The sequence below is a fragment of the Photobacterium sp. NCIMB 13483 genome, assembly GCF_003025475.1.
Lineage (GTDB): Bacteria > Pseudomonadota > Gammaproteobacteria > Enterobacterales > Vibrionaceae > Photobacterium > Photobacterium piscicola.
Window position 1 is genome coordinate 351,118 of the sequence record NZ_PYLV01000001.1, and the last position, 13,256, is coordinate 364,373.

Annotated in this window: 11 protein-coding genes; 2 read left to right on the forward strand and 9 right to left on the reverse strand. The window is 38.4% G+C overall.

Translation table 11 applies throughout. The annotated features are described in order from the left end of the window. Positions 1 to 9: 9 nt before the first annotated feature. From C9I86_RS01620 to C9I86_RS01640, 5 genes are all read right to left on the reverse strand, one after another. Positions 10 to 1,353, reverse strand: a complete 1,344-nt coding sequence (locus tag C9I86_RS01620; protein WP_080156702.1) for an ATP-binding protein — start codon at positions 1,351 to 1,353, stop codon at positions 10 to 12. Beyond that, entirely contained in the window at positions 1,350 to 2,024 is a 675-nt protein-coding gene (locus C9I86_RS01625; protein WP_080156701.1) for a response regulator, read from the reverse strand. Before C9I86_RS01625 ends, C9I86_RS01620 begins: the two co-directional genes overlap by 4 nt. Before the next feature lie 255 nt (positions 2,025 to 2,279). Continuing rightward, positions 2,280 to 3,962, reverse strand: coding sequence for an aspartate:alanine antiporter (locus C9I86_RS01630; RefSeq protein WP_080156700.1), 1,683 nt, complete (start codon positions 3,960 to 3,962; stop codon positions 2,280 to 2,282). Positions 3,963 to 4,223: 261 nt separating this feature from the next. Beyond that, a complete protein-coding gene (locus C9I86_RS01635; RefSeq protein ID WP_045035599.1) occupies positions 4,224 to 4,487 on the reverse strand; it encodes a GrxA family glutaredoxin in 264 nt (87 codons plus the stop codon). A 167-nt stretch (positions 4,488 to 4,654) separates the two neighbouring features. Next, a complete protein-coding gene (locus C9I86_RS01640) occupies positions 4,655 to 5,608 on the reverse strand; it encodes a porin (protein WP_107275414.1) in 954 nt (317 codons plus the stop codon). Positions 5,609 to 5,940: 332 nt separating this feature from the next. Here C9I86_RS01640 and C9I86_RS01645 point away from each other — a divergent pair, with 332 nt between their 5' ends. Next, complete coding sequence (locus tag C9I86_RS01645; protein WP_080156698.1) at positions 5,941 to 7,104, forward strand: iron-containing alcohol dehydrogenase; 1,164 nt, start codon at positions 5,941 to 5,943, stop codon at positions 7,102 to 7,104. Between the two features lie 513 nt (positions 7,105 to 7,617). Continuing rightward, positions 7,618 to 8,214, forward strand: coding sequence for a GPR1/FUN34/YaaH family transporter (locus C9I86_RS01650; RefSeq protein WP_045035596.1), 597 nt, complete (start codon positions 7,618 to 7,620; stop codon positions 8,212 to 8,214). 114 nt (positions 8,215 to 8,328) lie between these two features. Here C9I86_RS01650 and C9I86_RS01655 read toward each other — a convergent pair whose 3' ends face one another. The 4 genes from C9I86_RS01655 to C9I86_RS01670 form a co-directional block, all read right to left on the reverse strand. Continuing rightward, positions 8,329 to 9,213: an AraC family transcriptional regulator gene (locus C9I86_RS01655; RefSeq protein ID WP_107275415.1), complete on the reverse strand. Its 885-nt coding sequence runs from the start codon at positions 9,211 to 9,213 to the stop codon at positions 8,329 to 8,331. Positions 9,214 to 9,575: 362 nt separating this feature from the next. Continuing rightward, positions 9,576 to 10,937: an L-serine ammonia-lyase gene (locus C9I86_RS01660; protein WP_107275416.1), complete on the reverse strand. Its 1,362-nt coding sequence runs from the start codon at positions 10,935 to 10,937 to the stop codon at positions 9,576 to 9,578. Positions 10,938 to 11,179: 242 nt separating this feature from the next. Continuing rightward, positions 11,180 to 12,433 carry an aromatic amino acid transport family protein gene (locus C9I86_RS01665; protein WP_107275417.1) on the reverse strand — a complete coding sequence of 418 codons (1,254 nt, stop codon included), beginning with the start codon at positions 12,431 to 12,433 and terminating at the stop codon, positions 11,180 to 11,182. Positions 12,434 to 12,613: 180 nt separating this feature from the next. Next, the gene (locus C9I86_RS01670) at positions 12,614 to 13,222 is read right to left on the reverse strand and encodes a CoA pyrophosphatase (protein ID WP_080156694.1); all 609 of its coding nucleotides are present in this window, start codon (positions 13,220 to 13,222) and stop codon (positions 12,614 to 12,616) included. Positions 13,223 to 13,256 lie beyond the last annotated feature (34 nt).

Here is a 13,256-nt window from a genome sequence, read left to right on the forward strand (position 1 = left end):
GATTAATCATTAGCTTTTTGGTAGTTCGATAATGAAAGCGGCACCTTCAAGTTCAGAGTCTTCAACATGAATCTTACCTTGGTAGCTATCAATGATTTCATTGCAAACAGAGAGACCAATACCTTGTCCCGGATTGAGTTGATCTGCACGTACTCCACGTTGGAAAATAGCTTCACGTAAGCTAGGCTTAACACCTGGGCCATCATCTTCAATGATAATAATGAAGGAATCACTATTTTCAGTAACGGATAATTTCACTTGGCTAATGCAAAAACGAAAACTGTTTTCTAGCATATTGCCAAATAATTCCATTAAATCATCTTTATTAATGGGTAATTTTAAGTCGTCATCGAAGTGATAATGCAACGTCGCGTATTTATCGGCATAAATCTTATTTAACATTCGATTAAGACTAACGACGATAGGTTTAAGCTCGACATTACTTTTTTGTAACCCTTGTTGACCTACCATGGCACGTTTGAGTTGATATTGTACCAAATCATCCATTTGGCTGATTTGTTCCATGATACGCTGATTAAGTTCGCGGCGATCTAAAGATGAATCATCAAGCAGGGCATTAGTCGCAGCTAAACGTGTTTTTAAACTATGGGCAAGATCATCCATTGCGTGACGATAACGTCCTTGCTGATCGTTACTGATGCGGCTAAGTCGATTAACCGCCATAGTGACTTCTTGTAACTCCATTGGATAATCATCATCAAGTTTTTCTCGCTTCGCTTCTGTCATTTGATCTAACTGAGAGGCTAGTTTCCGTAGCGGTTGAAATCCCCAATGAAAAGCTGCGATAAGGAAGGCAACTGCAATTAAAACAAACAACCCTAAATAGAAAGCCGTACGTTTATGCAGTTGTGATAAGGAATATTCGTAAGCATCAGCAGAACGCAAAACCACTAATTGATAAATGGTGCCATCTTCTTGATTACGAGTAAGATTATAAGCAATATAATCTTGATGATTCTTCATTTTAATCAATGTTGGCGTCGAAATATTTTCGGGTAAATATCGACAAACATCATGTAAATTGGCTTTTGATGATTGATTTGAAACCCAAGTTGTTTTATCACTTTGATCACAGACAACAGCAATATAATCAGTATCAGAAGGATCGAGAGAATCTATCCATTTATCAACATCTTTAATTAATCCAGCTCGATTAAGTTGGGCTACTACCATTGGCATTTGAGCAACAAGTTCTGAGGAATATGATGCCATATAACTTTGAGAGTAAAGTTTATTGATAACCGCAGCTAGTGCCGACGTCACTAAAGCAATAATAGCGACGGAAGTAATCAATACTCGTTGTCTTAATCGAGGCTGGAAAAATCGCTTCATTGAGCACTGATTTCAAAAATATACCCTTGACCACGAATGGTAGAGATAGGGTTATTTTGTCCTGTTTTAGTGAATTTTTTGCGCAGGCGACTGATCATTACTTCAATGGTATTTGGATCACCTTCTTGGTCTTCATATAGCACATCAAGTAAGCGTTGTTTTGAGACCACTTGGCGGCTATGGCGCATTAAATACTCTAATAAATCATATTCAAATGCAGTGAGTTCAAGCAGTTCGTCGCAAACATAAACTTGTTTTGCGAGCAAATCGACACGAATATCACCCGCGGTCATTTCTGGTTTAACAAAGCCAGCACTGCGACGAACCAGGGCACTAAGGCGAGCAACCATTTCTTCTTTTTGAAATGGCTTAACAAGGTAGTCATCAGCACCTGCTTCAAGCCCCGTTACTTTATCTTGCCAGTTTGAACGTGCAGTTAAGATCATGATGGGCAATCGTAGACCTTTCTTACGCATGTCTTTAATTAAACTGATTCCATCTCTATCAGGTAAACCGATATCGACAATAACAATATCATTGGGATAGTTCTGTGCAAAAAACAGCCCTTCTTCGGCAGTGTTAGCACATTGAACTTGGTTTCCTAGTTCGCTTAGTTGCGATTTTAGGTGATGGCTAAGAATAGCATCGTCTTCGACAATAAGAATACGCATGGTTTGGGCACCAGAGATAACAAATGGTATTGATAAGCTATGGTAAAGTATCAACTAATAAAGTGCATCAGTTATTGTTACCATAACGTCATGAAAGGGTATGCAAACTAGCGTAAATAGTATGATAAAAGATAGAATTAACGTTAGGCTAGTTACAGTTTAATGTGTGTATTTAGTGTAGATAATTTGACTGAATAGGGGCTGACTCATCAGTGAACTAATAAGCCGCCCGCTATCAAGATTGTCTGATCATTATTATTGGAAGATAAAGATCAGCGTACCTGCGATGGTAAGTAATACGTTAGCAATCGCGTAGGTTCCAGCATAACCTAAAGCTGGAATCGTACTACGAGCATGCTCATTGATCATGTCCATAGCTGGCGCACAAGTACGCGCACCAATAATGGCACCAAACAATAATGCGCGGTTCATTTTTAGTACATAAGCACCAAATAAATACGCTAACACGACAGGAATAACACTGACCATTAGGCTGGTAACAAAGACGGTTAAACCAATATGTCCGATAGAAGCAAAAAGGTTAGAACCCGCGCTTAAACCTATACCTACCATAAACACCATCAGACCTAAATCTTTCGCCATATTTAGCGCCCCTTGTGGGACATAGCCAAAAGTTGGGTGGTTGGCACGTAAGAAACCTAACGTAATACCTGCAATCAATAAGCCCGCTGCACTGCCTAAACCAAAAGCAACATGACCAAACTTCATGGTTACTAAGCCCATTAATAGGCCAATAATAAAGAAGCAACAGAACGCGAGAAGATCTGCAATTTGGCTGTGAATAGAGATAAAGCCAATACGTTCAGCTAGCCCTAAAACACGACTTTTCTCGCCGCTGACTTGTAGAATATCCCCTTTATTTAATAGGATATTATGGTCCATTGGCATTTCAATTTGTGCTCGAACTACGCGGTTCAAGAAACAGCCATATTCAGATAAGTTTAATTCTGATAAACGCTTACCAGCTATACCGTCATTTTTAACTACAATTTCTTCTTCAACAATACGAAGATCGAGTAAGTCGCGGTCAAAAACTTCTTTACCGTTACGGAAACTAGGATCAAGACGGGCATGGCTATCAGGGTAACCTACAAGTGCGATTTCATCGCCTTCTTGTAAAATAGCGTCACCATCAGGGTTTGCTAAAATACCATTACGACGCACGCGTTCAATATAACAGCCCGTTTGGCGGTAAATACCCAATTCACGTAAGTTACGGCCATCGATCCAGTTAATCAGTTCAGGACCCGCACGGTAAGCGCGAATAATCGGTAAATACACTTTACGCTGCGCAACTTCACCAATACCGCGTTCACGTGCAATTTGTTGCGATGATTCGGCAAGGTTTTGTTTTTGCAATTTAGGCATTAATTTAGCAAGGAAAATTAAGCTAACTAAGCCGACAAGATAAGACATGGCGTAGCCAACACTTAAACTTTCGCTTAATTGTTTAATGACTGCAGGATCGGTAATACCCGCCAGGCCTGTATTCAGTGCATCTTTTGCACCCACAAGGACAGGTGTTGCTGTAAGTGAGCCGGCCATTAAACCCGTTGCTAAACCGATATCCATGTGTAAATAACGCGCCATGGTCATGGTGATAGCAATTGATGAGAGTAGGACGACTAATGCGAGTAATAAATAGTGTTTACCGTCGCGGAAGAAGATGCCAAAAAAGTTTGGTCCAGCTTCTATACCAACGCAGAAAATAAACAGCATAAAGCCAATATTTAGTGCATCTGTGTCAAACGTAAAACCCGCATTACCAAATAATAAAGCAGTAAGTAGAACGCCAATAGAGTTACCTAGTGTCATCTTGGCAAAACGAATTTTACCGAGACTTAAACCAACAGCAAGGACTACAAATAGCAATAAAATATCATTTTGGTGTAGAAGAGCGGCTACATCAATGTTCACGACGGATTTCCGAAATAATGGAAAGATAAAAGTGAGGTAAATTCTAGCTGATTTTGAACAGAGGTTATAGTTTATATTATAAATAAATGGTGAAAATCCATTTTATAAACCAACTCTTCAAAATAATGGGTGCTTTTATTTCAGCGAGCTTTTTAAAGGAGCAGCATACGTTAAAAAATAGTGTTTTAATGATGAATAATAATAGCGGAATGATAAAAAAAGGCTGATATTGTCAGCCTTTCGATTAATCAAGCTTGAGGCTTATTTATAAAGAAGGTTATGTTCTTTTGCATAAGCTTCAAATTCAGTGCAACCACCAATGTGATCTTGATCAACAAAAATTTGAGGTACCGTTTCAACGGGTTTACCAACAGTTTTTTCTAGATCCGCTTTACTGATCCCTTCAGCGTGGATATCAACGTAGCGGAAGTTAAAATCGTCGCGCTCTTCTTTGATTTTTTCTGCTAATTCTTTTGCACGAACACAAAATGGGCAACCTGGACGACCAAAAATAACAACGAACATAAATTTCTCCTCATAATTTGTTATTACTATAACGCGGAGAAGGCAATAGCGAAAGCGGGTTTTTTCTGTTAAACCAATAGATAAAAGCGATATAGCAACCATAAATAAAAACAATATCCAACCACAAAAAGCCAAACACTGAGTCTGGCTTTAATATTGTGGTTTATTTAGAAATCGTAGCGAATACCTGCTTGTAATTCATCATCTTTTTTATCGAGTTGTTGGAATTTATAACCAATATAAGTGCGTAGCGATTTGTTGAACTTATATAGACCTTCTAGAGCAAAGTAATCTACTTCATCGGTAGTGGTATTATTCTGTTCTGATTGCTGAAAGTTATAAACACCTCGCGCCGTAAACTGATCAAAGGTGTAAGCGGCTGCTAACTCATAACCACTTAAATCAGCATCACCATGTTTACCATTAGCGTAAGTTGCGGCAGCATAAATGTTATTGAGTTGGTAACTCATAGCAAGGTTAAATTGGCGAGCATCAATATTAGCGCCATCATTACCATTAACGTAACCTGCACCCACATTTAATCCAAATGGGAACTGATATTGTGCTGCGATACCATAGCTATCGCTGTCTTTTAGGTTGTTATTATTTTCAGCGATGTAGTTAGTGGCAACTGCAATATTATTAAATTCACCAATGTATAAAAAATTGTTTTCTCGTTTGTCTTTATTACCATCAACAAGGTCAACGGCATCTCCGCCAAAAGTCGATAAGATATCGGTGTAATCGGTCAGCATAACTTGTGCTGAATCCTGTTTACCGTAAGAAATCGCACCAACCGCAGTATCGAGACCAGCATAAAGATAACGAGTATCTACAGTACTGTTGTTATTATCTGAAATTTCAACTTCATATTTACCAAAGACTGCGAATTGCTCATTAATAACTGATTCGCCTTTTAATGCTAAACGCGCCCGGCTTTTATCTTTAAATTCATTGTCGTCATTATTATCACCTTTATTTTCTTTAGAAAGATTAAAGCGGGGTTCAGCTCTACCCCCAAGTTCAATATTGGTGTCGTTATTATCATAGATGGTGGCGGCGGTTGTTGTTCCGGTAAATAGACTTGTAAAAATAGCGGCGACCACTGCTGCATTTTTCATGGTTCATTCCTCATAGATTATTATACGGCTTCATTGCCTTTGAACTCTACGCAGACTAACGATGTACTATTACGCTTCTATTACGATGAGAAGTCACTTTTACGACACGTGTTTTATTGTGGTGATCAACATTAAGTGTGAGTCAGTATTGATCTTGGGGCGATAGCCATTGAAATAGATAAAAACTTGTTTGTAATCAATATAGAGTTAAGCAATCTAACAGAATCTAATTTTAGATAGCTTATAAATCAGCGAACCTTGGTAAAGATGCAGCGAAGGTCAAATACGAGGTTTCTATGGCATAAACATTATTTAGAACAGGATAAATAACTATGTTTCAGTTTATGACTTCAACACGGATTGTTTTTGGTGAAGGTGCTCTGCATGATTCTTTATCGCTGCTTAATCAATTTGGTTACAGTGTGCTATTAGTGACAGGGCAAGATCAGCAACGATCATTACAATTGGAACACTATTTTAAACAACAGAATATGCGTTATCAGCGGTTAGTTATCAAAGGTGAGCCTTTAATCGCAATGATGGAAGAGTTAGCGGCAATGGGGCGGACTTTCTGTCCTGATATGGTGATTGGTATTGGAGGGGGGAGCGTACTTGATGTTGCTAAATCTCTCGCGGCTTTAATTCCTAACCAAGGCAGCGTTTATGATTATGTCGATGTTGTCGGGCGCAATGTTCCATTACAAGTTAAATCATTACCATTTATCGCTATTCCTACGACTGCTGGCACTGGCGCTGAAGTCAGTAAAAGTGCAGTCTTACAATCTGCACAAGAACAAGTAAAAGTTAATTTAAGTAATGTAGAGTTGTTTCCTGATTTAGCCATTATTGATCCAACTTTAACCTATGGTATGGATGCGGTGCTATCTGGATATTGTGGTTTGGATGCCTTTACCCATTTAATGGAAGCATACGTGTGTGGCGAACCGAATCCGTTGACCGACATGATTTGCGAGGAAGGATTAAAGCGTATTGCAATGTCAATATTGCCAGCGTGTAAAGATGATCATTATCCTTCACGAAGTAACATGGCTTTTGCTGCAATGCTTGGTGGTATGGCTCGTTCAAATGCTAAGTTAGGAGCAGCACATGGATTAGCATCAGCATTAAGTGGCCGGTTGAATGCTCCTCATGGTTTGATCACTGCACGTTTATCGCCTTATGTAATGACTGAAAATATCTCTGTTGCAATGGAACTTGGTCGTAGTGATGTTCTGGCTCGTTATCGTAAATTAGCGGTTATATTGACATTAAATAATGAGGCTAAGATTGAAGATAGTGTGCAATGGGTTGATAGCATGCTAACAAAACTACAGTTACCGTCGTTATCTGATTATGGGCTATGTAATACTATGTTTGAAGAGGTTGCAGAAGATGCATTACGTACCTGTGCTATTAAAGGTAACCCGTTACCATTAAATCAACAGCGATTAATTACAATTTTGAGGCAAGTTTGTCACAATGATTGTCATGCTTAAATGGCGTAACCACAGTTATAAGTGAAAATAGTCCTGATACAATGTATTTATGATTATATTGAATTTTGTTTGTTTTATATAAAAAAGTGACTTAGGTCGCTTTTTTTTAGCTCTAATTTTTAGAAAAATCGATTTTTTAGGGGTGTTTGTTGTGTTTTAATTTTAAATTATCAAATAAAGTTAATGATAAAAAGAGGGTGGTAATTTAACCACTTAAATGATATATAAAATTAAACGTTTAAAATCAATGTGTTGAGTTGTTTTGGTTTCTGGTTTATAAATAAAAAGGCAACAAAATTGTGATTTTAATAGAGCAAATAAAATTAAGCGTTCAGTGTCATAATACAGAGTTGTTCTTTTAATGCCTTAATGGGATTTTTTAATTTAGATGCTGGTTTTAGTGATATAAGCATTGATCTGTTTCTCGGCTTACATTAAGATCCTCCGCGCATAAATATGCGCACATATTTTTAATTTTTATTATTTTTGTTGTAAATCCTGTAGGGGAAAAAAATGTCTACAAAACTTGCTAATCCAGCACCATTAGGTCTAATGGGCTTTGGTATGACGACCATTGTACTGAATATTCATAATGCTGGATTTTTTCCTCTAGACTCGATGATTCTAGCTATGGGTATTTTCTATGGCGGTTTAGGGCAAGTTCTTGTTGGTATGATGTGCTTTAAGCGTGGTGATACTTTTGGTACCACAGCATTTACTTCTTACGGCTTATTTTGGTTATCATTGGTTGGTTTACTAATCTTGCCAAAACTTGGCTTTGCGGCAAGCCCAGCACCGTTTATGGCATGGTACTTACTACTATGGGGTGTGTTTACAGCATTTATGTATGTTGGTTCTTTACGTTACCCACCAGCAAAGCAAGTTGTTTTCGGTTCTCTAACGATTCTATTCTTCTTGCTTGCGGCGCGTGATTTTACGGGTAACGAAACGATTGGCTTTATTGCAGGTATTGAAGGTATCTTCTGTGGTTTAAGTGCTATCTATTTTGCAATGGCACAAGTATTAAATGCAGAGTACGGTCGTGTGATTCTACCTGTAGGTGTTGCACCTAAAGATCGCGAATTACAACAAGCTAACGCTGTAGCGTAACGTGTTATAATTTGAAATTAGCCCTACTTTATTAAGTGGGGCTTTTTTATATCTGCTTTTTACGATATATAAAAAAACCTCGCATTGACGAGGTTTTTTAGTGAACGGCTATTGCTAATGACAAACTTCTGGTAGATATTCAGTGTGATCTTTACAGGTAAAACAACCATCAGTATCCATATCATTTTCTTTTCTTGAGCTAGTTCTAAATTGTGACGGTGTTACATTATATTTACGTTTAAACGCATCACAAAAATACGCGGCACTACCAAACCCAGACCGATTACCGATTTGTGATATAGAGTAATTGGAAAAGGTTAGAAAATTAAGTGCAAGCCCCATTCGAACATCCAGTAATAGCTGGCTAAATGAGACACCTTCTTTTGCTAAATGACGACGTAAAGTAGATTGCGTTGTAAAGAGGGCCTTTGCCATATCATCAACACTCCATTTGCGTTGAGGATCTTGAGTAATTAGCCGTGCAATTGTACGTTCTTTAGGTTCGTCATAATTAAAGCGATAAACATTAAAAACATCAATTCCAGTATTATTAAGTGCAATCAAAAGGAATACTAAGCATTGGCTCAGCAAAGTTTGCTCCATTGTTGATCCACTAATGCTAGGCAATAGTTGATTAAATAATGCGAAATTTTGCTCAACAATTTCTGATGAATCAATAAGATAAATAGGTGAGCAATTTGAAGTTGCTAAGGTTGGTTGCTTAAGAGCACTTATATATTTAAATGCTTTAGTAATTGATTCTTCATTGATCATTAAAATTTGTAGTTCAATATTTTCTTGATTATTTAATTGATTAATTGAACAAGAAATATGACTAAATTTAGGTATAACCAAAATGCTATTATTTTTTACATCTATAACATTACCATTAATGTGAATATTACCTTCTGCATTGGATAACTTCACAATTAAATGATGATCGACATAAAACTCTTTCAGAACGACATGGCTCTGCGAGAGGATACGCTTATATTTCATAGCAATATTGCTTCTCTATAAAGGGAATAAATCCTTCATTACATATCGTACATCAATGATGTAAGGGCGATATACGCATCCATGCTTACACTACATTAATGATAATGAGTATATTTAACTGAGTATAGGACTAAAAGAAAAGAAAGAATAGACACAATTGATGATATAAGAAGCAATGAGCAGTGCTAATAGTTATATTGATACGATATGACTTAATATCTTAACGCAACGCTATTGCAAGGTGATTAATAATGAATCGAGTTGAATATGATTGTGGTTTTTATGTAGTAATTTGAGTGTAAAACAAAAAAACTATCCGAAGATAGTTTTTTTAGTTAATTGCGTTAAATGTTCATTTTATATTAGCAAATGACTTTAATCGCCAAGCCACCTTGTGATGTTTCACGATATTTAGCATTCATGTCTTTGCCTGTTTCAAGCATCGTTTCAATAACTTTATCAAGTGATACACGTGGTGCAGATGAACGACGAAGCGCCATACGGGTTGCATTGATTGCTTTTACTGCTGCAATACCGTTACGTTCAATACAAGGAACTTGTACTTGTCCTGCAACTGGATCACATGTTAAACCTAAGTTATGCTCCATTGCGATCTCTGCCGCCATACAAACTTGCTCAGGGCTTCCCCCCATCAATTCAGCTAGACCTGCTGCAGCCATTGAGCATGCAACGCCTACTTCACCTTGACAGCCTACTTCAGCGCCAGAAATAGAAGCATTACGCTTATATAGACCACCGATAGCACCAGATGCTGCGAAGTAACGAGTGTATTCTTTTGGTCCAACAGATTGTACAAATTTGTCGTAGTAAGCTAATACGGCAGGAATAATACCACAAGCACCATTGGTTGGTGCTGTCACTACTCGACCACCAGCCGCGTTTTCTTCATTAACGGCAAACGCATACATATTAACCCAGTCAACAACCGTCATTGGGTCATTGCTTAGCTTTTCTGTGGTAATCAGTTGTTGACGTAATGCTGCTGCACGACGAGGAACACGTAGTGGCCCAGGAAGAATGCCTTCTTCATTCATACCACGTTCCATACATTCACGCATGGTTTTCCAGATATTCGCGAAGTATGTGTTAATTTCATCTTCTGCATTCATCGCGCGTTCGTTAGCCATTACTAGTGAACTAACAGAAAGGCCATGTTCACTACACTGCTCTAGTAATTCAGATGCATAAGAGAAAGGGTAGGGAACTTCAACGGTATTTGTTTGTTCTTTACCAAAGTTTTCTTCATCAACAATAAACCCACCACCGATTGAGTAGTACGTTTTAGAGAAAACAACGTCATCACCAATCCAAGCATGGATTGACATACCATTTTCATGAAGAGAAAGGTTAGTTGTATGAAAATTCATACCGCCATCGCGTGGAAAATCAACAGTGTGGCAATGCATACCAACTGGAAGACGTTCTGTTTCTTCTACGCGGGAGATAAACCCAGGAATGCTATCAATATCAACATGTTCAGGTGAATTACCAGCAAGACCCATAATGATAGCGATATCAGTGTGATGACCTTTACCGGTAAGCGATAAAGAGCCGTAAACATCAACGGTAATTTTTGTCACGTCACGTAATTGGCCTAACGCACGTAAGTCGTCGATGAACTCTTTACCTGCTTTCATTGGACCAACAGTGTGTGAACTGGAAGGGCCTACACCAATCTTGAATATATCGAAAATACTGATCATGTTATTACCTCAGTCATAGGGAAAGCGGTTCTTGCCTCCTGTAAAGACTGTTATTCGTTGATATCCTCGCTCCTTCCTTGGCGAGCGCACTTAAACTAAAAGAGTAAAATGCTTAAAGCATATTTACTCTTAAGTATCGTCTATTTTACGTTATTTGTGCTGGTAAACACCATGAGTACTAGCACATATTTTTGCTTTTATACGATTAATTATTCGTAATCAGTACATTTTTAATAGTTAAATTAAAATGCACCGTAAATAACAGAAGTGATTGCTGCGATACCACATAAAACTGTGAAGATACGAGCAAATAATGATGTTTTGTACTTAGCCATTGCTGGTACTGTTTGCATCGCAATAACTGGCAGTAGGAATAAGATACCGGCAATCATTGGTGCACCCATTGTTTCAATCATACCTAGAATACTTGGGTTAATGATAGCGACAATCCAGGTTGTAATTACAATGAAAGCTAATGAGATCTTTTCAATTTTAGCCACTGGCATGTTAGAGCGAGACTTAGTCAAGCCAACTAGACCTTCGTGTGCACCAAGGAAGTGACCGAAGTAGCTTGATGTGATCGCTGCAAATGCAACTAGTGGACCTAAGTAAGAGATTGCTGGTGAATCTTTTACGTTAGCTAAGTATGACAATACTGAAATATTTTGCTCTTTTGCCATGTTTAGTTGCTCAGGTGTCATTGAAAGCACAACTGAGAATACGAAGAACATAACAAAGCCCATTAGCATCATTGCCGCGCCGCCAGTGATCATGTCCGTTTTCTTAACGGCTTCATCACCGTAAGTACGACGTTGCTCTTTTGCAAACTGGCTGATAATTGGGCTGTGGTTAAATGAGAATACGATAATTGGAATTGCAAGCCAGATAATTGTTGGCATTGCTGACCAATCTGCTTCTGTTTGTACCATTGACATGTTCCAGTCAGGGATTAGGTATACAGAAAGAATCAACAGAATAACAACTAATGGGTAAACCATTGCTGATGTCGCTTTCAACATCAGTTCTTTACCAAAGACTACACCCGCAGTCATTAGTGAAATTAATACGCCAGATAGTAGCCAGCGAGGTGCTGATTCCATACCAAGTTGGTTAACCATGAATGAATCAACAGTGTTTGTAATACCAACGCCGTAAATCAATACGATAGGGTAGATAGCAAAGAAGTAAGCGAAGGTAATTAAGTTAGCACCTGTTTTACCATAATGCTCTTCTACAGTATCAGTGATATCTGCATTAGGATTTTTAGACGATAGTACAAAACGTGCTAGACCTTTATGTGCAAACCATGTCATTGGTGCTGCAATAAGAGCCAAAATAACTAATGGCCAGAAACCGCCCGCACCCGCTTTAATGGGTAAGAATAGAACACCGGCACCTACTGCAGTACCAAACAGAGAAAGAGCCCAAGTGAAATCTTTGTAGGTCCATCTGGTTTTTGTCGTACTTGTTGCTGACGCTGTCGATGTGTTTTGCATACTGTAATATCCAATAAAAGGGAACGGAACGGAATATAGGAACGAGCGCATTGTCGCTATTTACGAGGGGAAAACAAGGATAAAGATCTCGTTCTGTAATACGAACTTTTTGTGATACAAATAAATCAGACCCACATCACACAAATAGGCTTGTAAGATTAAAATAAAACGTCTACTTGGTTATTTTTTATCTTCCCAAATTTGGTTGGATAACAGTTTAATCATCTGTGCTGTTGCGCCCCAGATGGAATAATTGTGGTAAGGAATGGCATAAACACGGTGGGATTCACCTCGAAGGCGAAACTGGTGTGAGCGGATATTATTGGGATTAAGCAGGTAATTGAGTGGCACTTCAAAGATGGCATCGACCTCACCAGGATCGGGTTTAGGTTTATAATCATTGCTGATCGTTGAAATAAAGGGGGTCACTATATAGCCACTGGTCGTCGCTAAGGGTGTTAATTGACCGATAACGTTATTACGTTGGCAAACAATGCCTGTTTCTTCAAATGTTTCACGTAATGCGGTGGTGATAAGATCGCTATCTTGGGTTTCAAAACGCCCACCCGGGAAGGCTATTTGTCCCGGGTGGTGCTTTAAATGTTCAGCTCGACGGGTTAATACCACATTAAAGCCATGATCTCTAGGGACTAATGGGATCAAAACGGCAGCAGGTTTGAAATAGGTATCATCATTAAAATGACGATCAATTCTACGCTTATGGCTCGCGTCATACTGTTGACTTGGTGCCATAAGAAACCGCGTTAAAATCTGCTGCTGTTCACCCATTAAAGCCTCCATTACACTTTTTTTATTATATTTA